Below are 23,620 nucleotides of genomic sequence, written 5' to 3'. Positions count from 1 at the left end.
AGCAGGAACAGATGTGCCCGCTGTGGTACACCGTGGCTCACGAGGCCAGCCGGCCGACCCTGGAACATCTGCCGACCGTCCACGCGGGAGCAGCATGGGTCCAGCTCAGCTCGGCACGGGGGCATCGTCGTGATCAGTCATCCGCATCCCGCGTTGCCCGCCCGCCCGGCCGGCCGGGCGGTACCATCCGACTGTCAACCTGGAACCACGAACCGTACATACGCAGCCTCGGAGGACGGCATGAGCGAGCAGCCGTGGACCATCGACTCAATCGCCCACGCGATCCCCGTCGCCGACACCCGCCAGACGTTCCTGCGCCAGGTCAACCTCACGCCGCTCCCCGACCTCCCGGACGTTCTCGCCCGCTGGCAGCAGTTCGTCGAGGACTGGCAGAACGAGGTCACCCCGGAGATGGATGCCCTCCTCGAATACGCCAAGACGCACAACGGAGAGCTACCGACCGAGTACCGTGAGACCTCCGAATCACGGGCCGCCTGGGATCAGTGGGAGCAGACAATGCGGCAACATCAAGGACACAGCGCGGCGTGACCTGGCACTTTTCACGCGACCAGTTCGCCCTCGACTTGATCGCCTCTCTCCCCACCGAGGCCCAGTTCGCTTTTTTTAACCTGCTCCCGCGCCTTGAAGAAGACCCTGACGCCGTCACCCGGCCTGAAGGCCTTGACGTCGACGGACCCGTCAGGATGCGCTCCGCCCAACTCCCCAGCGCCATCACCGTCCTGCTGATCAGCGATCACACCGGACGCATCAACCTCGTCGCCGTCCGCGAGCCGCCCGCCGAAGCCTGATACCCCGCAACCGCAGGGAGCAGATGACCTCCGCCTGACGCGATGCCTGGCGCGAGGTCCATCCCCCGCACGTTGGTCCCACAGGATCCATCATCGCGTGCGCGGAGAGCAGAGGCGGACGAGTCGGGCTCCTCTACCCGGCTCGGGTCCATCCCCGCGTGCACGGGGAGCAGCACGGCCCGCGCGGGCTATTCCACGGCGGTGAGGAAATAGTGGATGGCCACCGATATCGAAGGCCGATCCGGCGGAGATGGTCCCGTCCACACAGATCCCAGGGCGGCGGCCAGACGGCTGCGGGCAACCTCGCGCGCAGCGTCGGCTTCAGCTCCACCAGGGCCAGCGGCTCATGACTGCCTTCGCCGAGGATGGCCAAGTCGGTGCGGCCCGGCCCCCGCGCGGACTCCACTCACGGGCGGTGACGCATCCGGGCAGCGTCCTATGCAGCGAACTCGTCGAGCCGGCCGTCGTCTGGGTCGCGAGAACCAGGTCAGTGGTGGTCAGGGTGAGTTGCGTGAGCGGCCATGGCGCATGGGTGCCTCCGAGAGGGTCAGAAGCCATCGATCCCGATGACGTTTCCGAACGGGTCGGTTAGCTGTGCGATGCGCCTGGTGCGTCCGCTGGGGTCGTCCGCGACGTCGAGGGGGCCCCGGTGGGGGGTGCATCCTGCGTCGATCAGTTGCCGGCGTACGGCGGCGACGTCGTCGACGCTCCAGTACGGGACCGGGCTGCCGCCGCGGCGGTTGTTCTTCTCGTCCAGGGGGTGGAACCCGAACTCGATGCCGGCGACATCGAGCCAGGCGTACACGGCGCCGTTCTTGTCGCTGACGTCGAGGCGGACCTCGGTGTCGAGGACGCTGGCCCACCAGCGGGCGGACGTCTCAGGGTCCTCGGCGACGATCATGATGGCGCGGATGCCGTGGAACACGTCGTCCTCCGGGGGTCATTGATCGGCTTCGTGGAGGGACGTCAGGCCGGTGGCATCAGCGAACGCGCGCAGGGCGCCAACGAGACCGGCGTCGCTCCACTGGGTGCCGAGGTGGTTGGTGTGACGACAGTACGTCTGGCGGACCCAGCGCGGGGACAGCGTGCGTCCGCCGGTAATGGCGAGGCAGGCGAGGGTGATCAGGTCGGGCATCCCGCCGAGGTCGGGCGTGCGGATGCCCTGTTGGTGACCAGTGAGTGGGCCTGCAACGCGATCCTGCACGTAGCGGGCTCCCCCGGTTCCACGCCCGCCTCGAGAACGCTTCCCTGCTGGTACAAGTGGGCGACGACACCACCACGCCGCCCTGCCTCGTCCGCCCCGGCCCCGCACCGCCCGGCGGCTTCGGCTGGATGATTGCTCAGCGCCCGGCTTCTCACGTCTCCGTCGATCCCCAGCCCGTCGGCAGATCCATCACCGCCGACCTGGCCGCGGGCGTCCCCGGAGGCCGTCGTGTATGCCACGACACCGGCATACCCGGCCCTGCCCGGCCCCGAAGGTAACGGCGAGGAACGCAGATAAGAAGCGCACCCCGACCACGGCAGGCGTAACGTCTGTTTGAGTTCGCGGATTGCGGGTGACCAGAAGGTATGCCCGTTCTCAGGAAAGTCGCCCGACCCATGCTCGCCTCTGTCTTCCTCGCCGGAGGTTGGAGCACTCTGCGAGACCCCAAGCGCGTGGCCCCCGCGGCCGAACCGGTGGCGGTCCCGCTGGCCTTCCGCATCCCCCGGCTCACCGAGAATCCGGAACAGCTGGTCCGCGTCAACGGCGCGGTCCAGGTGGGAGCCGGGCTGATGCTCGCGACCGGACGCGTTCCGCGCCTCGCCGCCCTCGCGCTGGCCGGTTCGCTCGTGCCGACAACCCTCGCCGGGCACGCCTGGTGGAAGGAGGAGGACAAGGATCAGCGGGCGGCCCAGCGCACTCAGTTCCTCAAGAATCTCTCGCTGCTCGGCGGACTCCTCATCGCGGCAGCTGACACACACGGCAAGCCCTCTCTCGCCTACCGGACACAGGCCGCCGCGGTGGCAGGACGCCGCAGTGCCCGTCACGCCCGCCGCGAAGCGTCGAGCACGCTCAATGACGCAGCCGGCACTCTCCGATCGATGTCCAAGAACGCACAGCAGACCGTCGCGCGGCAGTTCTGATCCCTGCTCGTCCACTGGCACACCGCCGAGCAGGGCGTTCGGCGCGCGCCCGGCGCCGAGCCTCGCACGACTGACGTCACGGCGTCGTCGTCCCGCCGGATACCGGTCAAGGGGGCACGCCTGGCCCGACCGGCGGGACGACGACGAAACGTCGCCATCAAGGTCTGCGCACCGGGTTCGAAGCAGCACCGACCCGGCGCGCATTGGGCTAGCCGAAGGCGCCAACAGGGGCAGATCCGCGAGGTGCGCTCAGCGGTCCACGCGCTTCTCGTGCGGTCCTGTGTCCGGGACCTCGCCCATTTCCGCCGCCGCGGGATCGAGCACGCGCGCCAGGAAAAGTCGGGTCCGCTCGTGCTGCGGGTCGCCCACCACGCGTTCGGGCGTGCCCTCCTCGACGATCACTCCGTCGTCCATGAAGACCACCCGGTCGGCGACCTCGCGCGCGAAGCTCATCTCGTGGGTGACGACCAGCATCGTCATGCCCTCCCGGGCCAGCGAGCGCATCACCGCCAGTACGTCCCCGACCAGCTCGGGATCGAGCGCGGAGGTCGGCTCGTCGAAGAGCATCAGCTCGGGGTCCATGGACAGCGCCCGGGCGATCGCGACCCGCTGCTGCTGGCCGCCGGAGAGCTGCGCCGGATAGGACTGCTCCTTGTCGACGAGGCCCACCCGCTCAAGGTTGGCCCGCGCGATGCGCTCCGCCTCCTCCTTGCTGCGCCGCAGTACGCGGCGCTGCGCGATGGTCAGGTTCTCCAGTGCCGTGAGGTGCGGGAAGAGGTTGAAGGACTGGAAGACCATGCCGATCCGGCGGCGTACGCGATCGATGTCCACATCGGGGTCGGTGACCTCCGTGCCGGCTACCGTCACCGTGCCCGACGTGGGTTCTTCCAGGAGATTGACGCAGCGCAGCAGGGTCGACTTGCCGGAGCCCGAAGGGCCGATGACGCAGACCACGTCGCCGCGTCCGACCGTCAAGTCGATGCCCTTGAGCACCTGCAGATCGCCGAATGACTTGCGTAGCTCGCGCACCTCGATCGCCTGGCCCGAGGGGGCGGGTGCGTCGGGTGTCTTGTCCAACTTCATGGTGCTCACCTGGCTTTCGCCGTACGGGCCTCGAGCCGCCGCACCAGATGGCCGAGCGGGAGGGTGATGACGAGATACAGCAGTCCGGCGATCAGGATCGGGGTCAGGCTCTTGTGCTCGTTCAGCGCGTCCCGGCCGAAGTTGGCCAGCTCGAACTGGCCGAGCGAGAGGCCGAGCAGATACACCAGTGAGGAATCCTTGGTGAGCAGGATCAGCTCGTTGGTCAACGGCGGCAGCACGATCCGGAATGCCTGCGGCATGACGATCGACACCATCGCGCGCCCCGGTGACATGCCCAGCGAACGGGCGGCCTCGCTCTGGCCCTTGGGCACCGCCAGGATGCCCGCGCGGATCGTCTCGGCCATATAGGCGGCGCCCACCAGGCCCAGTGACAGCATCACCGTGATGTTCATGTCGAGCGCGACCTCGAAGGCCAGCGGCACCCCGAAGCCGAGCGCGATGAACACCAGCAGGGAGGGAACGCCGCGGAAGAACTCGATGTAGGCGATCGCGATCCAGCGGTAGGGAGGCACCGTGGACAGCCGCATCAGCGCAAGGACGATGCCGAGCCCCAGGCCGAAGCCGAAGCCGAGCAGCGTGTAGTAGGCGGTGTTGACCAGCGCGGTGGTGATCACCTCGGGGAACAGCGCCTTGGCGATCTCCACGTCGAAGAATGCCTGGCGCAGCGTGCCCCAGTCGGCCACCAGCGCGAACACGGCTATGGCGATGAACAGCACGGCGTACTGGACGCCGCGGAACAGCCGTGCCCGCTGCCGTCGGGACATGGACATACGTGCAGAACTCCTCTGGTCAGCCGTTTGGATCCTCGAGGTCAGCTCTGCGGTGCGGTGCCGAACCACTTCTTGTAGATCTTGTCGTAACTGCCGTCGGTCCGGGCCTCCTTGAGGACCTTGTTGACCTTCGAGCGCAGTGCGTCGTTGCCCGTGCGCAAGCCGATTCCGTACTTCTCACCGGTGTCGAACTCCGCGGTCACCTCGGTGTCCGGGTTGTCCTTGATGTATTCGAAGAGCACGCCGTTGTCATTGATGCCCGCGTCGACTTTGCCGGCCTTGACCGCCGTGAGCAGCAGGCCGACGTCCTCGTACTCCACGAGTTCGATGTCGAGGCCCTTGCTCTCCTTCTTGGCGTAGATGCCGCCGGTGGTGGCCTTCTGGTAGCCGAGCTTCTTGCCCTTGAGATCCTTGAAGGTCTTGTAGGGCTGCCCCTTCTTGGTGATCAGCGCCTGGGTGGCGTTGAAGTAGGGGTCCGAGAAGTCCATGACCTTGTCGCGCTCGTCGGTGATCGTCATGCCTGCGGCGGCCAGGTCGCACTTGCGGATGTTGAAGTCCTGGCCGGTTTCGATGCCCTCGAAAGGCGTGTTGACGATCTCCTGCTCGACGCCCAGTTCCTTGGCGACCAGGTCGACCAGATCCACGTCGAAGCCGACGATCTTGCCGTCCTTCTTCGACTGGAACGGCGGATAGGGCAGATGCGTGCAGGTCTTGAGCTTGCCGGACGAGACGAGCTTGACCCCCGAGCCGTTCTTGTCGCCGTCGCTGTCGGACTTGGTGCTGGTGCAGCCCGTCATCAGCAGGGCGGCGACCGCGGTCAGGGCTATGGCAGCCACCGGGGAACGAACGGGCTTGGGGGGACGAGCGGACACAGGACCTCCAGGGCGGGCTCGGACCAGGGCGCGAGCGAGATCAACAGCGCTGTGTGCTGCGCAAGCTGCGGTGCATCCTGCCATCGCCCGGGGCTCTTGTCCTGCCCTCGGGGTTGCGTATGGGTAACACAATCGATCTCCGCAGCATCAACTCCCCTCTGCCACCCCGGCCTTACTTTGCGTCAGCTTCCGGATCGACGGCGAAGGGCGGCCGGAGACGCGGAGAGGACCTGTCCCCGTAGCGCCCGGCACGACGAGCCCCGGCTCGTACGCGACGACCTCCGCCTGCGTACGGTCACGCAGGCGGTGGTCTGGTGAGCAAGGGTGCCGTCGCGGCGAGTTGGACGCCCGCGGCCCCGGGCCCTTCCTGGAGCGGATGATGCGCGTGCCGCGTCACCCGAGATCGGGCATGTCCCTGAGTTGCCTGCGGGAGGTGATACCGAGCTTGCGGAAGATGTTCCGCAGGTGGGCGTCCACGGTGCGCGGGCTGAGGAACAGGCGCCCGGCCACCTCTTTCGTCGTCGCACCCGCCGCGACCTGGCGTGCGATGTGTGTTTCCTGCATGGTCAGACGGTCGTAGGTGTGTTCGGAGCGGCTGCGGGCGACTTCCCCGGTCGCGCGCAGTTCGTCCGCGGCCCGCCGGGCGAACGCCTCCAGTCCGGTTTCCGAGAGCTGCTCGTGCGCGGTGCGCAGGTGTTCGCGTGCGTCACGGCGGCGGCCGGCGCGGCGCAGCCATTCCCCGTACCGCAGGTGCGCCCGCGCCAGGTGCGGGACCAGCGTGGTGTTCGTCAGGTACTCAAGTGCCTCCCGGTGGTCATCCTCCGCGTCGCTGACCAGTGCCCGCGCCCCTGCGGCCACGCCGAGGGCGAATCGGGTTCCCGCGGGCTCCGTACGCTTGACCAGGGACTCCAGCGCCGACCGTGCGGCGGCGCTCTCGCCGCATCGGACTGCGGCTTCCACCAGTTCGGGCAGCGCGATGCCGGTGAGGAACAGGTCGCCGCCCGCCACCGCGCGCTTGGCGGCGGCCAGCGCGGCCGGGTAGTCGGCCAGGCCGTTGTACAGCACGGCCGTCGCCCAGTGGGCATTTCCCGTCAGCTGCCCGCTGGGCCGGTTCGTCACTTCGGCGAACAGGTCGAGCACCTCCTGACGGCGGCCACGCCACGCCGCCAGGTGCACTCTGGGGTAAAGCTGCGGGAGGTCACCGACCGCGTCGGCGAGCGCTTCCTCCTCGGCGATCGCGGCCATCGCCCGCCCGAAGTCGCCGGTGAACACCGCGGACAGGCTGAGCTGGGACAGGCCGAGCCGGATGATCATCGGTGAACCCGTGTCCCGGCCGGCACGCACCAGCCATTCCACGATCTTCGCGTGCAGGTCCAAGTCCCACAGCTCGCCCGCGATGACGGTGGCCAGCGCGGGCGTACTGGCCCATCGGGCAGCGCCGTCGGCCTCGTCGCCGACCAGTGCCCGCCGCAGTGCCGGTACCCCGGCTCGGTGCCCTTCGCTGCTGAGCAGTACCAGCGCGTCGAGGAGATCCGGCGTGCCGGAGGCCGGCGCCGTGCGGGCGGCCTCGAGCACCTGGTCCATCACTCCTGCGGCCCGTCCCACGGCGAGGCCCATCTCCAGGGCCGCCACGCAGTATGCGCGTGCGCGGTGCGGATCGCTGCCTGCGAGGCGCCGCGCGGCCCGCAGGATGAGTTCGGGTCCGCGCACGACCCCGTCCGCGCCCCGGGCGAAGGCGATCTGCCCGCGCAGGAGGTCGAAGGCGGCGTGCTGGAGGTCGTCGAGCGACTCGGCATCGATGCCGGTCAGCAGCTCGCCCGCCGCGTCCGCCCGGCCCGCCGCGAGGGTGGCCCGCGCGGCGGCGAGCGCGCGCTCGCTCTGTCTGCCGGCATCGAGCGAGAGTTCCGCCGCGCGTTCAAGGAACGCGGCGCCGGCCGATACGCCCCCGCGTGCCTGGGCGCGGGACGCCGATGACTCCAGCTCCGCCGCGACCTGTTCGTCCGGGCCCGTGGTGGCCTGCGCGCGGTGCCAGGCCCGCCGGTCCGGGGCGGCGACGGGGTCGGTGGCCTCGGCCAGTGCCCGGTGTGCCGCCCGGCGCTGCTCCGGCTCGGCCGCACGGTAGGCGGCCGAGCGTGCCAGTGGGTGGCAGAACCGCGTACGGGTGCCGAACCGCACAAGACTGGACGCCTCGGCGCTGGCGCTCGCGGCCGGAACGCCGAGGCCAAGGAGTTGCGCGGCCGGCCACAGCAGCCCCGGGTCGCCGGTCGGATCGGCGCTGGCGAGGGTCAGCAGCAACCGTGCTTCCAGGGGCAGTTCCGCCATCCTGGCTTCGAAGCTCCGCTCGATCCGGCTCGCGACCGGGGACGGTGTCAGCGGCGCGAAGCCGCCCGCCTTCGGCAGCTCGATCAGCGCCAACGGGTTGCCGCGTGCCTCGGCGAGCAGACGATCGCGCACCCGCTCGTCGAGCGTCAGGACCTTCTGCTCGGCCAGCAACGCGCGCGCGTGCGCGTCGCTCAGGCCACCGACGGTCAGCCCTGGCAGTTCGTCAAGGCCGCGGAGCGTTCCCGCGTCGCGTGCCGCGAACACCATCGCGATCGGTTCGGCCGCAACGCGCCGTGCCAGGAACGTGAGCGCCTGCGCGGACGCGGCGTCCATCCAGTGTGCGTCGTCGACCAGGCACAGCACCGGGCGCTGTGACGCGGCGGTCGCCAGCAGTTGCAGCGCGGCCAGGCCGACACGGAACGCGTCCGGCGTGCCGTCGGAGAGCCCGAACGCGACGAGCAGGGAATCGCGGTAGGCGGGCGCCAGCGATTCCAGGTGCGCCAGTACCGGCACGCACAGCTGGTGCAGCGACGCGAAGGGCAGTTCACCCTCGAACTCCGCACCCGAAGCGCGGATGACCTGGAACTCCTTGGGTGCCGCACGCTCGACGTGTTCCAGCAACGCGGTCTTGCCGATGCCGGGTTCGCCTCGCAGGACGAGGACACCGCCCCGGCCCTGTTCCGCAGCGCCGACCAGGTCCAGGAGGCGAGTGACCTCGTCGTGCCGACCGAGGAGCGTGCGGGCGGGCGTCGTCGACATGATCGAAACCCTAGCGGTGATGTCGTCCAGGCGTCCGCCCGTCACCGGCAGCGCCTGCCGACGCGACCTCCGGCATACGTAGGTGATTCTCACCGACGCGAACGCGGCACTGTTCACGGGATCGTCCTGGCATGCACCGCACGGAACCGGAACGAACAGCGCCCGCAGGCCCCTTCACGCGTCGGACGCCGCCGCAAGCCCCCTCCGCGAAGGACGAGACATGAGCGATGCGCCCGCCCTCACGGCATTGCTCGCCCGCCGGCGGCCGCCACGCGGTGTGGCGATGGCCGCTCTGGCCACCGCGGTGTTCCTGGTGATTCCCGACAGCGCGGTCGGGCTCGCCGCCCTCGCCGGGATCGCCAACGGCATCTCGGGAACACACGGCGACATCTCATTCACCGCAGCCCTCCTCGGCCAGACAGCTCTCGTCCTCATCACCTTCGCACTCTCACTCGTGTCCACCCTCCGGACACAGCCAGCCACAGCCACCGCGGGCACGCACTGAACTCGCAGAAACCACCGCACCCACCGATCTCACGGAACCACCCCAGCCGCCCGACCCCAGAAAGGCCCACCCCCATGAACACCCCCACCGTGCTCGTGACCGGCGCGACCGGCACCATCGGCCGCGACCTGGTCCCCGCTCTGCTGGCCCGAGGCGTCACCGTCCGCGCCATGATCCGCGACGCCGGCCGGCCCGTCCCCGGCGCCGAAAACGTCGTCGCCGACCTCACGAATCCCGCCTCCGTCACCGCCGCGCTGCACGGCGTCGACGCCGCCTTCCTCAACAGCCCCTCGGCCCCGGACGCCGCAGAGCTCCAGATCCGCTTCGCCGACCTCGCCCGCGACACCGGAGTACAACAGCTCGTGCTGCTCTCCCAGTACGCGGCCCGCGCCGACTCACCGGTACGGTTCCTGCGCTGGCACGCCGAGGTCGAAGGACATGTGGCGGGCCTCGGACTCAACCACACCGTGCTGCGCCCCAACCTCTACCTCCAGGCACTTCTCGGCCTCGCGGGCACCATCGCCCGGGGCTTCCTGACCGCGCCCATCGGCACCGCCGCCGTGAGCGCCATCGACACCAGGGACATCGCTGACGCCGCCGCAGCCGTACTGACCACCCCGGGACACCACGGCCGCATCTACACGCTGACCGGCCCGCGCGCCATGACCCACGACCAGATCGCCGAGGCGCTGTCCACCGCCACCGGACGGCACATCACCTTCCACGACGCCAGTGCCGACCGCTTCACCGCCGCGCTGACCGGTGTTCTCCCGCCCTGGCAACTCGCCGGCCTCGTCGAGGACTACGCCCACTACCGCAGGGGCGAGGCCGCCGAGGTGCACACGTCCGTCCCCGACCTCACGGGACGCCCCGCCCGCGACCTCACCGACTTCGCCCGAGACCACGCCACCGCCTTCACCCCGGCCCTGAACAAGGCCTGAAAGGACAACCGATGATCTACCACGGAAACCGCTTCACTCTGCGCAAAGGCGTTTCGACCGAAGACAGGGATGCTGCTCTCGAAAGCCTGCGCCACCAAGGCAGGAGCATTCCGTCCGTCAAGTCGTACACCGTGGGCGCGGACTTCGGCGGAGAGTACGAGTACGGGGCCGTCTTCGTGCTGGAGGATCTTGCGGGGTACGAGGAGTACATGAACCACCCGGCGCATCTGCACACCGATCGGATCGGACTGCCGCTGGTGGACATATTCATTTCGTTCGACATCACCGACGACCCGGCCCCGGAGGTCGGCGCGAAGATCGCTGACATCCACCGGCGCCGGTACGAGGCTCTGCCTGACATAGCCGCACTGGTTTCCGGTCTCGGCGCGTACACCGGCAGCGCGGCCCCCGGCCGAACCATGCCGGGCGCGGCGTCCGGCACCGCCCAGTGACCGCGCCCGGGGGAACGCGCTGCTAGCTGCCCACGTCCGCGCCGAGGTCGCAGCGTCGGCCGCTCGACCAACGGAGGCTGGACCAGTAGCCGTCCTACACGGCAGAGCCATGGTGCGCCCCTCCCGAGAGCAGGGAGCGGGCGCACCACTCAGCCGAGCACTGCGTACGGACGCCCCGTTCGCCGCGGTGGAGCCGCGACGCCTCCGGCCGCCCGCGCGGAGAGGGAGAGGGGGCACTACTGCGGAGGCTCACATGGACTTTCATCACCCTCATGACTCGTCGGCTCACCCGCCCTCCCCCGAGGGCTAGCGCGGTGGCGCTGAGCGTGCGCGAGCGGACGTCTCAATCGGGTGCCCGTAGGCTCAGGGTGTAGCTGATGCCGGTGTCGATGTCGCTCTGCGCGCTCTTGCGGTATGCAGCCGTGTAGGCGTCGTCTCCGATCGCTCGGCGTGTCAAAGTCTCGCAGGCTTCCCGGGCAGACAGAAGTTCGGGCGAACCCATGCGGGATCGGCCGATGGAGGCCCACAGGGCATCGACGAGGCCGATCACCAGGGCCGCCTGGTCCGGGTCGGGTGCGACCAGGGCCGGTGCCAGCGCGTCGAGCGCCAGCGCGGCTCCGAACGTGTCGTTGATCCGCCACCGGATCGCGAGCGAGGCACGGGCGTGCAGCGCGGCACGAGCAGCGTTGTCGTCGGCCATCGCGGCCACCGACAGGTAGTACAACGCGAAGCTGCGCATCCACTGCTCGCCACGGTCCTCGCACTCCTTGCGCAACTGCTCGGCCGACTGGGCGGCCAGGGTGAAGTCGCCCGTCTGCAACAAGGCAAACGTCTTCATGCCGAGGGCCAGGAGGTGGACCGCGAACGGTTTGCCGACACCATCGGCCGGGCCCAGGATCTCTTCCAAGAGAGCAACGGCCTGCGCGGGCCGGCCGGTCGCCGACCAGCGCGCGCCCGTGAGGAATCGTGCCGCGGTGATCGCTTTCGGGGCGCCGAGCTGCTCGGCCAGCAACAGGCACTGGTCCTCCACCACCTCGACCCTGGTGAAGTCTCCTTGGGTCACAGCTACGATGCCCAGCGCCCACAGGGCCCAGAACCGCTCGTCGCCGGGAGGCTGGTTTGTCGCTGCTGCCAGGGACCGCTCCAAGTAGCCGCGTCCCTCGCGAATGTATCCGCACCCGGCCCAGAAGAACCAGAGGTCACCCGCCATTTCGAGCGCGATGCCCGGCGCCGGTGACGCCAGGCAGTTTTCCAGCGCGAGGCACACATTGGCATATTCAGTGGTGAGGCGGTCGTACCAGCCAACCTGGTCGGGCCCGGCCCACTCGCGGTTGCCGACCCGTGCCAGCCACCGGTAGTAGTCCCGGTGCCGCTCCGCTGTGGCGGGGGCCTCACCGAGTTCGCCGAGCCATTCCTGACCGTACTCGCGCACCGTGTCGAGCAGGTGGTAGCGCGGACCGCGTGGGGTGGTGACGCGTTGGACGATGGACTTGCCGACGAGCGCGGCAAGCAGCGGCTCGATGCGTTCGCCCTGGAGTGGGGCCGCGCCGCACACCCATTCTGCGGCTTCCTCGTCGAAGCCGCCGCTGAAGACCGACACTCGCGCCCAGAGCAGGCGCTCCAGCGGGGCGCACAGTTCGTGGCTCCACCCGATCGTGGTGTGCAGCGACAGGTGCCGCTGCTCGTTGGTGTCCTGCACAGAATTCGGCGAGGTCAGGGTTCGCAGGCGGGTACACAGGGCCCAGCGGAGGTGGTTCAGGTCCATTTCCGGCAGCTGTGCGGCGGCCAGTTCGATGGCCAACGGAATCCCGCCCAGGCGGCTGCAGATGTAGGCCACGTCCTCGTCGTCCCTGCCGGCCTCGATCAGGCCCGGAGCGGCGGTGCGGGCCCGGTCCATAAACAACTCCACCGCGGACCCGTCCGGCCCCTCCCCCGCGCCGGGAACCGACCCCAGTGGCAGCGGAGGCACCGGCAGGACGTATTCCTGCGCGGACTCGAGGGGGCGGCGGCTCGTGGCCAGGATCCTCAGCCCCGGCGAAGCCGTCAGCAACTCCTCGGCTACTGCGGCGACTTGCTGGTGGAGGTGCTCGCAGCAGTCCAGCAACAGCAACAGCTTCCTGCCTTCGAGCCATTCGGCCACCACCTGCACTGCGGGCTGCGCGCTCTGATCGGCCAGCTGTAGCGCCTCGTAGATGCACAGCGCGATCGACGAGGCCTCGCGCAGAGGGGACAGTTCGACCAGCCACACCCCATCGGGGAAGTCGGATGCCTGCAGGACCCCGGCGTGCCGGGCCAGACGGCTTTTGCCTATTCCGCCGGCGCCCGTCAACGTCACCAAACGTTCCCGGGAAAGCAGCGCGCCGATGGCGGCAATCTCCCTCTGCCGCCCCACGAAACTCGTCGACGCGCACGGGAGGTTGCCCCGTCGCCCGTTCGTGCCCTGAACCATGAGCCTCAGCTCCCCAGCACATCGCTGTGCCGCGAGTCTGCACGAACACGACGCTGCGGGTCGCCGATTGCCAGGAGTTGACCGCTACTCATGGCCGACACGTCACGAGAACGCAGGACCGATCCGACTCGGGTCGGTAAACGAACCCCCACAGCCATCACGGATCGTCACCGATCAAGGGAGGTGAAGTAGGCATGGTCACCGCCCTGGCGCTTGACGTCGTCGGTTAGGCAGGGCGGCCGGCGCGGGGCAGCGTAGGCGGGGGTCAGGGCTTGAGCACGACTTTCGTCCATCCGGGGTCGCGGTCGTCGAAGTGCCGGTAGGCGTCGGCGGCCTCGTCGAGCGGCGGCTCGTGCGAGACGATGAACGACGGCTTGGCCCTGCCGTGGTGGATGAGGTTGCAGAGGTGGCGGTTGTAGGCCTTCACATTGGCCTGGCCGGTTCCGATCCGCTGTCCCTTGAACCAGAACTGGCCGAAGTCGAAGGGGAGTTTGCCCTGCCGGGTGAGCTCGGTCGGGGCGCCCTCGTCCTGAGGGAGGAAGACGCCGACCACGCCGATGGCGCCGGTCGCCTTCACCGAGGCGACGAGGTCGTTCATGGTCGCTTCTGGGCGCTCCTGGCCCTGCGGGTCGTGGGCCTGGTAGCCGACGCACTCGCAGCCCTTGTCGGCGCCGCCGCCGGTGAGGTCGAGGATTCGCTGGACGTGGTCACCCTCAGAGTCGTCGATCGCCACGGCACCGGCTTCTTCTGCCAGCCGCAGGCGGTCGCTGTGGCGGTCGACGACCAGTACCTGGCTCGCCCCGCGCAGGTGGGCGGAGTAGGCGGCCATCAGCCCGACCGGGCCGCCTCCGTATACGACCACGGACTCGCCCGGTGAGACGTCGGCCAGCTCGGTGGCGTGGTAGCCCGTGGGGAAGATGTCCGCGAGCATGACGTAGTCGTTCTCCTTCTCCGCGGCGTCCTCCGGCAGGACGAGGCAGTTGAAGTCGGCCCAGGGGACGCGCAGGTACTCCGCCTGGCCGCCTGCGTACGTGCCCATGGCGGCGAATCCGTAGGCCCCGCCCGGTGTGTCGGAGTCGACCGAGAGACAGAAGCCGGTGAGGCCGCGCTCGCAGTTGGCGCAGAACCCGCAGCCGACGTTGAAGGGGAGGCAGACCCGGTCGCCGACCTTCACCCGGTCCACCGCGTCACCGGCCTCGACCACTTCTCCGAGGTTCTCGTGGCCGAGCGTCCGGCCGGTCTCCATGGGGGTGCGCCCCTCGTACATGTGGAGGTCGGATCCGCAGATGTTGGTCGAGGTGATCTTGACGATCACGTCGGTCGGCCGTTCGATCCTGGCGTCGGGGACGTCGAGGACGGCTACGTCCCGCGGGCCCTGGTAGACGAGCGCTTTCACATGGCTCACCGCCTTCTGTTCCATCTCCGGCCAGTCTCGGCCCGAGGGCGAAAGGGGACTTCCCCCGTCTTTCCACCATGCGCCCGGGCCGCTGTGCATGCAGAACGGCCTGGTCAGCGGGCGGCAGGCACGGCAGCTCCGAGGGTGCGCCCGCGAAGATGCACCGGCCCGGCCGCCGCGTAGAGGTGCGCGTATCTGTGGCGGCCCGGGCCGCCACAATGCTGGCGGGCAGTTGCTTTGCCGTCTGGTCTCGTTCGAGGCAGCTCGTCGTCGGCGCGTGTTCGACCCCGCCGCACGGCACCCGTGCCGCCAGGGCCAGAGAGAGTCCTCGCCGCCCCTGTCGACACGCGCAAAGGGAGCCCTGCCGTGCGCGCACTCTCCGGCCGGGGTCCGGTTGCCGTCCGTGAGCGGTGCGGCTATCGGTGAATCATGACCAGCCACCCGCGCCTAGTCCCCGCGCCGACCAGTCTGATCACCGAAGCATGCGATCTCCTCGCCTACGGCCTCGCCAAAAACTGCACCGACTCCCGTGCCCTGCACCAGGCCCTCACGCAGGTGCAGGGCGATTACGCGGGCCTCTCCCTCCTCCCGGTGCCCCTCCCGCTCCTGCAGCAGCTCCAGCAGGTCCTGCTCCTCCTGTGCATCCGCGCGGGAGGAGAATGCGCGCCGGGCGAGAACGTGGTCCGCTTCGCCCGTGGTGCCGACCGTGTCCGTGCAATCGTCGACGGCGACGCGCAGGGCCGGGGCGCGCCCGCACCACACGCCACCCGCGACACCCGCCTGGCGTAACCAGCCTGCCGGCGGTCACGGTGGGGGCAGGCCGGGCAGGCCGGGCAGGCCGGGCAGGCCGGGGCCGGGCAGGCCGGTCAGGTCGGGGCCCACCGGCTATCCCGGGCGCTTCCGGGTCGGCGAATGCGGGGAGATCCAGGCAGCTTCGGCGCCCGCCGGCGCACTGCTACCGGGCGCCGGGCCGCTGCAGCCACTGCCGCAGAGAGGCGGCCACCGGCCGGGGCATCTGCCCGCCTCCGGGCCGGCCACCACCATCTCCGCGACGCGCCACAGTTTGGTGTTGGTGCGCTGCGAGGTGTCCACCAGCATCTGCCACGCACTCTCGGACCCGCAGGCCCCCAGGGCCATCAGCACGCCGCGGGCCTGGTCGATCACCGGGCGGGTGGCCATCGCCTCACGCAGCTGCGCATTCTCCCGCCGCAGCTCCTGCGCCTGCGCCCCGTTCGGCAGCACGCCCCCGCTCGCCTGATCCTCGCCGCCGCCACTGTCCGGGGCGGGCGGGGCGGGGGCAGGAGCCCGCGGGCGGGCCGGCGCGGCCGAACACAGCGCAGGCTGCTGCCTGCCGTGGTGGCACCACCGGATACTGCGGCCCAGCCCACGGCTCTCCTCCGCCACCTGACGCGCCCGGTACACCAGGTGACGGGCGTGCCCCCGCGTACTCTCCAGTTCCTTGCGCAGCACGTTCACATCTACCGCCATAGAGATCGGCTGCCCACCCAGCGCGCATTCAAGACAAGGCCGCCTGCCCTTGGCGCAGTTGCCCGGATGCGCGAGCTGCAGCCCCGGCCGGCCCGGGCACGCGGGTCGGTGGGCCGGGCGCGGGCCGGCACGGCGTCGCCGCCATCTCACGGCACATCGCCGCAGGCCTGCGCGCGGTTCACGACGCCGTGACCGTCGCCGCAGCACGGCCCGCACTCCACGCGCGGCCGGAGCGGCGTACCTGCTGCCATGCCGCAGGCCAAACGCTGCTCGTCGGCGCGGGTACGCAGGTCGAAGCCGCGCCGTGCGCACAGCAGCCCCGGGACGGCGGCCTGATGGGCCGTCTAGGAGGGCCACTGCGCGGCGGGCAGGGACAGATTGCGCAACCTCGCCTCGGCGGGTGCGGCTGCGCAGTAGGGGAAGGCAAAGCCGAGGGGTGCCGCAGGCAGTTCGTCGCTGTGCTGCTGAAGGAGCGGCACCTAGCGCGCCAGCCCTGGACCGGGCCAGCGCACAGGCGTTCGCCGCCCGGGGCTGCTCGCTTGTGCTCGCCGCGCTGCGGGGCGATGTGCTGGGCGAGGTCGCCGAGGGGTGCCGGGCGCGGCACGGCGCCCGCACGCTGGTGGTGCCCACCGACGTGACGGACCCCGAGGCGGTCCAGTCCCTCGCCCAGCAGGCCGTTGCCGCGTTCGGGCGTATCGACGTCTGGCTCAACAACGCCTCGGTGGCGGCCTTCGGAGCCCTGGAGGAGGTGCCGCACGAGGTGTTCCGGCGCGTCCTCGACGTCAATGTGCTGGGCTACGTCAACGGGGCGCGCGCCGCTCTGGACGTGATGCGCGCGCAGCGGCACGGCACACTCGTCGACGTGTCCTCCGTGGTCGGCGCCGGGTCGTCCCGTACGACATCCAGCCGGGAGCCGGGGTGGCGAGGGCCCACTGCTCGGCGCTCAACTCGGCGACCAGCCGGTCGAGTTTCTCGCTCTCCTCGCGCCGGTCGTCGAACACGGGGCGTCGGATCGGACACGGGACGCTCCCCTCGGGCACGGCAGCGCCGAAGAAAACAAGCAAGCAAGGATGCTTGCACAGTTGTGGCCGTTCGGTGCACGACCCGGGGCGAGGGCTGCGCGGACCCTGTGTGCTCAATACACTCGGCGATCGCACCCATCACGGTGCACACTCGTATATCGGGGGACGAACCATGAGCAACTGGAACCCGGGCGGACAGCCGCCCCAGGGGCCGCAGCCCTACCAGCCGCAGCCACCTCAGCCCTATCCGCCCCAGCCCTACGTGCCGCCACAGCCCCAGCCGCCCTACCCGGGGCCGCCGGTGCCGCCGCCGGGCGGGCCGATCACCCGGCTGCGGCGGCGCATCGGCCCCATCCGCACCGCGCGCAGGGTCTTCACCCCGTCACGGCCGGGCATCGTCTCGGATCCTGAGGTGGCGCGGATGCGGAAGATCAGGACCCTGGTCGGCGTGGGCGCGTTCCTGTGGATGTCCTACGCCTACAAGCTCGCCCCCAAGCTCAGCGATGCGGCGGACGAACAGGTCGACAAGTCGTGGACCAGCGCCCTCGTGCTGGCGGCGACCCTCCCGGTCGTCGTCGGCGTCCTGTACGGCCTGGCCGCTCCGGCGGCGCGACGGGACCTGCTGCGCCGGGCGGGGCGGTGCTTCGGCGCGATCGTGGCCATGATGGCGGCGGCCTCCGTCTTCCCGATCATCGTGCTCTCAGGGTTCTTCGAGGGCCAGGAACCTCTTGTGGAGGGCCACTTCACCGTGACGAAGGGCCTCACCCTCGCGTTCACCCTCTTCGTCCTGTTCTGGGTGACGCCGTTCGTCGTCTGGGGCGTGGGACTCGCCGTCCAGCACGTGTTCCGCACCGCGGACATCCACGAGACGGTGCCGCCGCTGCTGATCATGGCGTTGGCGTGGGAGATGGCACTGATCGACATGTTCACCGGCGCCCACGAGGGAGTGCCGACGGTGATCCGTTACGTGTTCATCCTGGGCGCCCCGCTCTCCGTCACGGCGGTGGGCCTGTGGGAGCTGCACCGGCTGCGCGTGCACTACGGGCTGGGGATGCGGGGACTGCTGATGCGCTAGGAACGGCGCCTCGCAGGACGTACCAGTGATCTGGTCTTGAGGTCGTGGGTCGCCACGCGGGGACCCTTTGACCAAGGGGAGCAACCCCGTGACGGCGTCTACTCCTTGCGTGCCGCCTTTAGGCCGTTCCCACCAACGGTGCAGCAAACAGACTGGCTGCCCAACTGTGGTGGCGGGCTCGCGGGGCTTGATCGGGGACGTTCGCCTGTGTTCGCGGCGAACTGGTCCATGGGTCGGGTGTCGTGTGCGGTCCCGTCTGAACGGCCATGTACGGCGCTGCATGAGACGGGAACCGAGACGGCCCCGGCCTGTGACTGTGCCGTGTCCGGGATGCGTGGCCTTCTGATCCGTAGCTCTCTGCGGACCAGTCATTGACGGCTGACTCGGGAGCATCGATCGGCTGCTGCTATCGAAGCCGGGGGCTGGCCGCTTCGGTTGCGGTACTACTTCGGTGCTGTATCCCTCCCGAAGCTTCGGTCACGTCCGAGCAGGCCGTGTCCGGTAGCCGAATGACCGCATCCGCCAGCGTCGGGAACACCTCGAAGAACTTCAATGCCCCCGTTACTTCGAGCCGTCGACGCGCGACAGAACTCAACGGTCCGGCAAGGCGAGGCAGTTGCCCGCCTTTGCGGGCAGGTCGCAACAGTTCATTGAGGACCTCCGCGCTGAAGAATTCAGCCTCGGAAAGATCGACCACGACCTGCTTTCCTGACCGCTGGCCCAGCTCAATACCTAGGGCCAAACCCTGCAGGCTCCACTCGTCCCTGACGTCGGCGCCTATGAAAATCAGGAGCTGGCAACTCAGCTCTGCGACGAGGACGACGTGCTCGGAGACAGGAATAGATACATGCATGCTCTATCGCCTCGGCGCTGAAAGGTATGCCATTGACCGCACAGGGCCCCGGATCCCCCCAGCCGGTTGAGGCCTCGGAGAGGGTGCGCATCGCACCACGCGCGCGCCCGTGGAACTCGGCAGCTGGTGCCGGGGTCTGGGCTTCCCGCTGCTGAGGCTCGACAGGCGGAGTTCTCCCGCCCGTCCCGTTCACGTCATGTCCGGCACGCCTTCGGTGACACTGAGTGGGAGGCTATGGCGCTGCGGCAGGGGGCAACGCTCCGGATTGCGCGGCACTATCCGGAAAACGCGAGACATATGTACGACGGACGGGACACGGGCAGTTTTCCCGCCGCGTGGCGGGGACTGAGAACGCCGGGGTCAGTGGGTGCGCAGCGTCTGGGAAGGGGTTTCCCCGAAGCGGGCCCGGTAGCGCACCGCGAACCGGCCCAGATGCGCAAATCCCCATTTGTAGGCGACATCGGTGACGGTCGCCGTGCCCGGCGGCGAGGTCCGCAGCTCCATCCGTACGCGCTGCAGGCGCACCTCGGTGACGTAGGCCATCGGGGACATGCCCACGTGCTTGCGGAACGCCTCCTGTAGGGTCCGCAGGCTGACCTGGGCGACGGCCGCGAGCCGGCCCGCGTCGTACGGCTCCGCCGGGCGTTCCCTGACGATGTCCATCACCCGCTTGACCGCGGCCGGGCGCATGGGCGGCGGCGCGGCCTCCAGCTGGGCACGGTAGGAGTGATCGGTCGCCAGCAGCAGCCCCTGGAGCAGGGTCTGCTCCAACCGGCCCGCGATGAGGGGCTGACGCAGCAGGCCTTGCGGGATGTCCCAGTCCAGCAGGCTCCACTGGGTCAGGTTCGCCCAACTGCGGCCGAGGCCCCGGGTGATGTCCATGTACGGCTTGAAGCGTGGCTGTCGCCCCAGTGGTTTGCCCAGCAGGGTTTCCAGCTGGCGGTGCATGGCCAGCTTGTCGACCTTCACGGCGAGGACGCGGCAGTCGGGCGACCAGTCGTAGACGCTGATGTCCCGGGCGGGGTCGTAGATGATGGCCTTGCGTGTGGTGGTGTACACGGGCGGGGCGGAGCCCTCCTGGACGCCGAAGCCGCCTTCGATCGGAACGCAGACGTGGTAGAAGCCCGGCTCGCAGTAGCCCGTCTTGATCTCGGTGCCGAAGCTGACGTCGCCGACGGTCAGCGCGCCGAGGTCGGCCATGTTGATCCGGGTGACGAAGTCCTTCGCGTCCCCTCCCCTCACCTCTAGTCGCAGGTCGTAGTAGACCTCCGAGAGCACGTGGCTCGCTTCCTCCACTGAGCGCGTGACGAAGGTGCTCGACTCGGCCGCCTGGCCGTTTGTGGACGTCATGACCTGCCCCCTCAAGTGCGGGCACCAGGATGGCCCGCCCCGGCGGACACGAGGGACGGTGGGCATTCTTGTAGCCGGCTCGACCACACTTCTGAATGCTCTTGGTGATCTCCGCTCGGTGGATGAACTCGTGTGGCTGCGGGCCGACTGAGCTCGTCTCATGGCCTCGGCGCGCTCCGCACACGGGCGGGCGATCGGTGCGCTGGCGGCGAGCCCGGCGGTCCGTGGTGCGGGGACCAAGTGATCAAGCATCTGGCACATATCCACCAAACGGTCACTGCGCGCCAGTGAAGCCCCACAGCAAGCAGGCCCAGGTCGCTGATCTCGGCCTCATTCATGGAGTGAGTGACGGGGCGAATTCGCACTCTTAGCTGGTCGGGGGCCTTCGACATGCACGCCGGCGGCAAGGAGGCGTGGCCACACGCAGGGCCTTGCGCCGTGCACGCGGGCAGAGGTTCTTGCACGGTCGAGGAATGGTGCGCCGAGAACTTCCGGGAATCTTCCGGCAACGTCGCCGCAACTCAAGGCCGCTCCCCTGCCCTGTCAACGGGGCCCCCGCCTCGCGCCGTCCGCCGCTAGGGCGCACCACCGGAACGGCCCCGGCGCGGCAGATCCGCGCGCATCCGTGCGACGGCCGCGAGGAGGGCGCCGCCGTGCGCGTGCGGCGCCAACCAACCTGGCCGGCCCGCGTTCTGGAGGCCGGTCGCGCAGGGATCAGGGGCCGTCGATTCGGCCGATCGTACGGACCGGGGGCTTGACCGGCGCGTGGTCGACGGCATGTCCTACGGTTCCGGAAGGCATCCGGAGATCTTCGGATGACGAGTCGACGGAGGTGGGGAACGTGGCCGGGGAAGGCGCTCAGCGCAAGGCGACCACGCGGAGCCCGGACGGGCCGGCCAAGGTGACGATCGCCGAGATCGCGCGGGAGGCCGGGGTCTCGGTCCCGACCGTCTCGCGGGTCGTGAACGGACGTTCCGACGTGTCACCGGCCACCCGCGCCCGGGTGGAGGAGCTGTTGCGCCGGCACGGCTACCGGCGCCGGCCGCCCGCGCCCGGGGACCGTGCGGCCCTGCTCGATCTGGTCTTCAACGACCTGGACAGCCCGTGGGCCGTGGAGATCATCCGCGGCGTCGAGGAGGTCGCGCACGAGGCGGAGGTGGGCACGGTGGTCTCCGCGATCCATGACCGGGCGGGCGCGGCCCGGCAGTGGATGACCAATCTGCGGGCCCGCGCCTCCGACGGCGTGATCCTGGTGACGTCGGTCCTGGAGCCCGGGCTGCACGACGAGTTGCAGCGCCTGGGCGTACCGCTGGTAGTGATCGACCCGGCAGGAGCGCCCGCGACCGAGGCGCCGACGGTCGGCGCCACCAACTGGGCGGGCGGCATGGCCGCCACCGAGCACCTGCTCGGCCTCGGGCACCGCAGGATCGGGTTCATCAAGGGCCCGCCCCGGCTGCTGTGCTCGCGGGCCAGGCTGGATGGTTACCGGGCCGCGCTCGATGTGGCGGGTGTGCCGGCGGACGACGAGCTGATCGTGCCCGGCGATTTCTACCACGCGTCGGGATTCGCCGGCTGCAACCGGCTGTTGGACCTCGCCGAGCCGCCTACCGCCGTTTTCGCCTCCAGCGACCAGATGGCCCTTGGCGCGATCGAGGCGCTGCGCCGGCGCGGCCTGCGGGTGCCCGAGGACATGAGCGTCGTCGGTTTCGACGACCTGCCGGAGGTGCGCTGGAGCGCGCCGCCGCTCACCACGGTGCGCCAGCCCCTGTCCGACATGGGCAAGTTGGCGGCCCGCGCTGTCCTGGACCTCGCGCGCTCGGTGGCACCCGCATCGCCGCGCATCGAACTGGCGACGGAACTCGTGGTCAGGGCCAGTACGGCGGCCCCGCGCGGCCGGTAGCGCGGCAGGCACCCGGACGGGGGTGTCAACGGCCCTTTTTGTTAAGGCCGTTGACACCCCCGCTGTGTGTCCGTAACTTCCGTGGCCATCTACCGATAGTTTTCGGATCACTTCCGGAAGGTGCGTCATGCCAGCCTCCGATCTCTCCCGCCGACGCTTCCTCGGCGCTGCCTCCGCCGCCGGTCTCGGGGCGGCCGCGCTGACCGCCTGCGGCGGCTCCGACTCCGGCAGCGGAAAGGACAGTTCGGGCCGGACCGTGGTGGAATGGTGGAACATCCAGACCACCGAGCCGTCCAAGACCGTCTGGCCCGAGCGGGCGAAGGCGTTCGAGGCCGAGAACCCCGACGTGCGGATCAAGCTCGTCACGCTGGAGAACGACGCCTACAAGTCGAAGATGACGGCGCTGACCAGCTCCGGAAAACTTCCGGACATCTACCACACCTGGGGCGGCGGCGTTCTGCGGCAGCAGGTCGACGCGGGCCTGGCCGAGGACCTCACCTCGTCCATCGAGCCGTGGGCCGACACACTCGTGCCCGCCTCGGTCAAGGCCTACCAGTTCGACGCCAAGACGTACGCGGTGCCCTTCGACATCGGCGCCGTGGGCTTCTGGTACAACAAGGCGCTCTTCAAGAAGGCCGGCATCAGCGCCCCGCCCACCACCTGGGACGACTACCTGGACACGGTCAGGAAGCTGAAAGCCTCGGGCATCACACCGATCGCCCTCGCGGGCAAGGAGAAATGGCCCGGCATGTACTTCTGGGCGTATCTGTCGATGCGGATCGCCGGAGTCGAGGGCATGCAGAAGGCCGCCGACGCCAAGGACTTCACCGGCGACGACTTCGTCAAGGCGGGCGAGCACCTCAAGGACCTCGTGGCGCTCAAGCCGTTCCAGAAGGGCTTCCTCGGCGATGCCTACTCCACCCCCACCGGAGAGGCCGCAACCATGGGCAACGGCAAGGCGGCCATGGAACTGATGGGCCAGTGGGCACCCGTCGTACAGGCCGACGCGGGCAAGGGCATCGGCAAGGACCTCGGCTTCTTCGCCTTCCCCTCGGTGGCCGGCGGCAAGGGCGCGCTCACCGACGTGTTCGGCGGAGGCGGCGGCTACGCGGTCCGCAAGGGCGCGCCGAAGGCCGCCACCGACTTCCTGAAGTTCTTCATGACCGCCAAGTCCGACCGCATCCTGGTCTCCAAGGCCGACACGATCCCCGTCGTCAAGGACGCCACCAGCGCTTTGACCGACCCCAACCTCACGGCGGTCTCCGACATGCTCGGCAAGTCCACCGGCTTCCAGCTCTACCTCGACCAGGCCTACCCGCCGGCCGTCGGCCAGGAGGTCAACGACTCCGTCGCCGCCCTCATCGCCGGCTCCAAGTCCCCCGACCAGGTGACCCGGTCCATCACCCAGGTCGCCAAGAGCCAGTAACAG

At 69.6% G+C, this 23,620-nt stretch carries 21 protein-coding genes and 2 pseudogenes; 11 read left to right on the top strand and 12 right to left on the bottom strand.

The features are described 5' to 3' along the window. Positions 1–240 precede the first annotated feature (240 nt). Together ABZ906_RS39190 and ABZ906_RS39185 are read left to right on the top strand one after the other, a co-directional pair. Positions 241–549, top strand: coding sequence for a hypothetical protein (locus ABZ906_RS39190; RefSeq protein WP_361390912.1), 309 nt, complete (start codon positions 241–243; stop codon positions 547–549). Continuing rightward, a complete protein-coding gene (locus ABZ906_RS39185; protein ID WP_361390910.1) occupies positions 546–809 on the top strand; it encodes a hypothetical protein in 264 nt (87 codons plus the stop codon). Before ABZ906_RS39190 ends, ABZ906_RS39185 begins: the two co-directional genes overlap by 4 nt. A 547-nt stretch (positions 810–1,356) precedes the next feature. Here ABZ906_RS39185 and ABZ906_RS39180 read toward each other — a convergent pair. Together ABZ906_RS39180 and ABZ906_RS39175 are read right to left on the bottom strand one after the other, a co-directional pair. Beyond that, positions 1,357–1,734 (bottom strand): VOC family protein, encoded by a 378-nt coding sequence (locus tag ABZ906_RS39180; protein WP_361390908.1) that lies wholly within the window; start codon positions 1,732–1,734, stop codon positions 1,357–1,359. 15 nt (positions 1,735–1,749) lie between these two features. After that, positions 1,750–2,013, bottom strand: a complete 264-nt coding sequence (locus tag ABZ906_RS39175) for a hypothetical protein (protein ID WP_361390906.1) — start codon at positions 2,011–2,013, stop codon at positions 1,750–1,752. Positions 2,014–2,378: 365 nt separating this feature from the next. On the opposite strand from ABZ906_RS39175, the gene ABZ906_RS39170 reads away from it, so the two are divergent. Continuing rightward, a complete protein-coding gene (locus ABZ906_RS39170; RefSeq protein WP_361191559.1) occupies positions 2,379–2,933 on the top strand; it encodes a DoxX family protein in 555 nt (184 codons plus the stop codon). Positions 2,934–3,182: 249 nt separating this feature from the next. Here ABZ906_RS39170 and ABZ906_RS39165 read toward each other — a convergent pair whose 3' ends face one another. The 4 genes from ABZ906_RS39165 to ABZ906_RS39150 form a co-directional block, all read right to left on the bottom strand. Further along, entirely contained in the window at positions 3,183–4,016 is an 834-nt protein-coding gene (locus ABZ906_RS39165) for an amino acid ABC transporter ATP-binding protein (protein WP_361390904.1), read from the bottom strand. 5 nt (positions 4,017–4,021) lie between these two features. Beyond that, the gene (locus ABZ906_RS39160) at positions 4,022–4,807 is read right to left on the bottom strand and encodes an amino acid ABC transporter permease (protein ID WP_361191565.1); all 786 of its coding nucleotides are present in this window, start codon (positions 4,805–4,807) and stop codon (positions 4,022–4,024) included. Between the two features lie 41 nt (positions 4,808–4,848). Continuing rightward, entirely contained in the window at positions 4,849–5,604 is a 756-nt protein-coding gene (locus ABZ906_RS39155; RefSeq protein WP_361391153.1) for an ABC transporter substrate-binding protein, read from the bottom strand. Between the two features lie 468 nt (positions 5,605–6,072). Further along, a complete protein-coding gene (locus ABZ906_RS39150) occupies positions 6,073–8,760 on the bottom strand; it encodes an AAA family ATPase (protein WP_361390902.1) in 2,688 nt (895 codons plus the stop codon). A gap of 220 nt (positions 8,761–8,980) precedes the next feature. Between ABZ906_RS39150 and ABZ906_RS39145 the strand changes: the two genes are divergently transcribed. The 3 genes from ABZ906_RS39145 (at position 8,981) to ABZ906_RS39135 (ending at position 10,658) form a co-directional block, all read left to right on the top strand. Then, positions 8,981–9,265: a hypothetical protein gene (locus ABZ906_RS39145; protein WP_361390900.1), complete on the top strand. Its 285-nt coding sequence runs from the start codon at positions 8,981–8,983 to the stop codon at positions 9,263–9,265. Between the two features lie 74 nt (positions 9,266–9,339). After that, a complete protein-coding gene (locus ABZ906_RS39140) occupies positions 9,340–10,206 on the top strand; it encodes an SDR family oxidoreductase (RefSeq protein WP_361390898.1) in 867 nt (288 codons plus the stop codon). 11 nt (positions 10,207–10,217) lie between these two features. Then, the gene (locus ABZ906_RS39135) at positions 10,218–10,658 is read left to right on the top strand and encodes a Dabb family protein (protein WP_361390896.1); all 441 of its coding nucleotides are present in this window, start codon (positions 10,218–10,220) and stop codon (positions 10,656–10,658) included. A gap of 343 nt (positions 10,659–11,001) precedes the next feature. Here the strand turns inward: ABZ906_RS39135 and ABZ906_RS39130 are convergent, their stop codons facing one another. Together ABZ906_RS39130 and ABZ906_RS39125 are read right to left on the bottom strand one after the other, a co-directional pair. After that, entirely contained in the window at positions 11,002–13,107 is a 2,106-nt protein-coding gene (locus ABZ906_RS39130) for a regulator (protein WP_361390894.1), read from the bottom strand. Between the two features lie 265 nt (positions 13,108–13,372). After that, on the bottom strand, positions 13,373–14,503 hold the full coding sequence (locus tag ABZ906_RS39125; RefSeq protein ID WP_361391150.1) for a glutathione-independent formaldehyde dehydrogenase: 1,131 nt from the start codon (positions 14,501–14,503) through the stop codon (positions 13,373–13,375). 429 nt (positions 14,504–14,932) lie between these two features. On the opposite strand from ABZ906_RS39125, the gene ABZ906_RS39120 reads away from it, so the two are divergent. Continuing rightward, on the top strand, positions 14,933–15,292 hold the full coding sequence (locus ABZ906_RS39120; protein WP_361390892.1) for a hypothetical protein: 360 nt from the start codon (positions 14,933–14,935) through the stop codon (positions 15,290–15,292). Between the two features lie 96 nt (positions 15,293–15,388). Here ABZ906_RS39120 and ABZ906_RS39115 read toward each other — a convergent pair whose 3' ends face one another. Then, complete coding sequence (locus ABZ906_RS39115; protein ID WP_361390890.1) at positions 15,389–15,979, bottom strand: ANTAR domain-containing protein; 591 nt, start codon at positions 15,977–15,979, stop codon at positions 15,389–15,391. Between the two features lie 316 nt (positions 15,980–16,295). Here ABZ906_RS39115 and ABZ906_RS39110 point away from each other — a divergent pair. Then, positions 16,296–16,865: pseudogene (locus ABZ906_RS39110) on the top strand (SDR family NAD(P)-dependent oxidoreductase); the annotation flags it as partial. A gap of 28 nt (positions 16,866–16,893) precedes the next feature. On the opposite strand, the pseudogene ABZ906_RS39105 reads toward ABZ906_RS39110, so the two are convergent. After that, positions 16,894–17,011 (bottom strand): annotated as a pseudogene (locus tag ABZ906_RS39105) (maleylpyruvate isomerase N-terminal domain-containing protein); the annotation flags it as partial. Between the two features lie 174 nt (positions 17,012–17,185). Between ABZ906_RS39105 and ABZ906_RS39100 the strand changes: the two are divergent. Next, a complete protein-coding gene (locus ABZ906_RS39100) occupies positions 17,186–18,088 on the top strand; it encodes a hypothetical protein (RefSeq protein ID WP_361390888.1) in 903 nt (300 codons plus the stop codon). Positions 18,089–18,494: 406 nt separating this feature from the next. Here ABZ906_RS39100 and ABZ906_RS39095 read toward each other — a convergent pair whose 3' ends face one another. Together ABZ906_RS39095 and ABZ906_RS39090 are read right to left on the bottom strand one after the other, a co-directional pair. Beyond that, the gene (locus ABZ906_RS39095) at positions 18,495–18,941 is read right to left on the bottom strand and encodes an STAS domain-containing protein (RefSeq protein ID WP_361390886.1); all 447 of its coding nucleotides are present in this window, start codon (positions 18,939–18,941) and stop codon (positions 18,495–18,497) included. 360 nt (positions 18,942–19,301) lie between these two features. Then, the gene (locus ABZ906_RS39090) at positions 19,302–20,291 is read right to left on the bottom strand and encodes an AraC family transcriptional regulator (RefSeq protein WP_361390884.1); all 990 of its coding nucleotides are present in this window, start codon (positions 20,289–20,291) and stop codon (positions 19,302–19,304) included. An 841-nt stretch (positions 20,292–21,132) separates the two neighbouring features. Between ABZ906_RS39090 and ABZ906_RS39085 the strand changes: the two genes are divergently transcribed. After that, positions 21,133–22,191, top strand: a complete 1,059-nt coding sequence (locus ABZ906_RS39085) for a LacI family DNA-binding transcriptional regulator (RefSeq protein ID WP_361191594.1) — start codon at positions 21,133–21,135, stop codon at positions 22,189–22,191. A 127-nt stretch (positions 22,192–22,318) separates the two neighbouring features. Continuing rightward, a complete protein-coding gene (locus ABZ906_RS39080; protein ID WP_361390882.1) occupies positions 22,319–23,617 on the top strand; it encodes an extracellular solute-binding protein in 1,299 nt (432 codons plus the stop codon). Positions 23,618–23,620 lie beyond the last annotated feature (3 nt).

Origin of the sequence: Streptomyces sp. NPDC046925 (genome assembly GCF_040644915.1) — a bacterium.
Taxonomy (GTDB): domain Bacteria; phylum Actinomycetota; class Actinomycetes; order Streptomycetales; family Streptomycetaceae; genus Streptomyces.
Note: the sequence above shows the minus strand (reverse complement) of the source record. Positions and strands in the feature narration are given on the sequence as shown.

Excerpts from the sequence above, each read along its gene's own strand:
- ABZ906_RS39080 (WP_361390882.1), top strand. The coding sequence starts at position 22,319 with ATGCCAGCCTCCGATCTCTCCCGCCGACGCTTCCTCGGCGCTGCCTCC.
- ABZ906_RS39160 (WP_361191565.1), bottom strand. The coding sequence starts at position 4,807 with ATGTCCATGTCCCGACGGCAGCGGGCACGGCTGTTCCGCGGCGTCCAG.
- ABZ906_RS39150 (WP_361390902.1), bottom strand. The coding sequence starts at position 8,760 with ATGTCGACGACGCCCGCCCGCACGCTCCTCGGTCGGCACGACGAGGTC.
- ABZ906_RS39190 (WP_361390912.1), top strand. The coding sequence starts at position 241 with ATGAGCGAGCAGCCGTGGACCATCGACTCAATCGCCCACGCGATCCCC.
- ABZ906_RS39140 (WP_361390898.1), top strand. The coding sequence starts at position 9,340 with ATGAACACCCCCACCGTGCTCGTGACCGGCGCGACCGGCACCATCGGC.
- ABZ906_RS39170 (WP_361191559.1), top strand. The coding sequence starts at position 2,379 with ATGCCCGTTCTCAGGAAAGTCGCCCGACCCATGCTCGCCTCTGTCTTC.
- ABZ906_RS39165 (WP_361390904.1), bottom strand. The coding sequence starts at position 4,016 with ATGAAGTTGGACAAGACACCCGACGCACCCGCCCCCTCGGGCCAGGCG.
- ABZ906_RS39120 (WP_361390892.1), top strand. The coding sequence starts at position 14,933 with ATGACCAGCCACCCGCGCCTAGTCCCCGCGCCGACCAGTCTGATCACC.
- ABZ906_RS39145 (WP_361390900.1), top strand. The coding sequence starts at position 8,981 with ATGAGCGATGCGCCCGCCCTCACGGCATTGCTCGCCCGCCGGCGGCCG.
- ABZ906_RS39130 (WP_361390894.1), bottom strand. The coding sequence starts at position 13,107 with ATGGTTCAGGGCACGAACGGGCGACGGGGCAACCTCCCGTGCGCGTCG.
- ABZ906_RS39155 (WP_361391153.1), bottom strand. The coding sequence starts at position 5,604 with ATGACGGGCTGCACCAGCACCAAGTCCGACAGCGACGGCGACAAGAAC.
- ABZ906_RS39095 (WP_361390886.1), bottom strand. The coding sequence starts at position 18,941 with ATGCATGTATCTATTCCTGTCTCCGAGCACGTCGTCCTCGTCGCAGAG.
- ABZ906_RS39100 (WP_361390888.1), top strand. The coding sequence starts at position 17,186 with ATGAGCAACTGGAACCCGGGCGGACAGCCGCCCCAGGGGCCGCAGCCC.
- ABZ906_RS39135 (WP_361390896.1), top strand. The coding sequence starts at position 10,218 with ATGATCTACCACGGAAACCGCTTCACTCTGCGCAAAGGCGTTTCGACC.
- ABZ906_RS39090 (WP_361390884.1), bottom strand. The coding sequence starts at position 20,291 with ATGACGTCCACAAACGGCCAGGCGGCCGAGTCGAGCACCTTCGTCACG.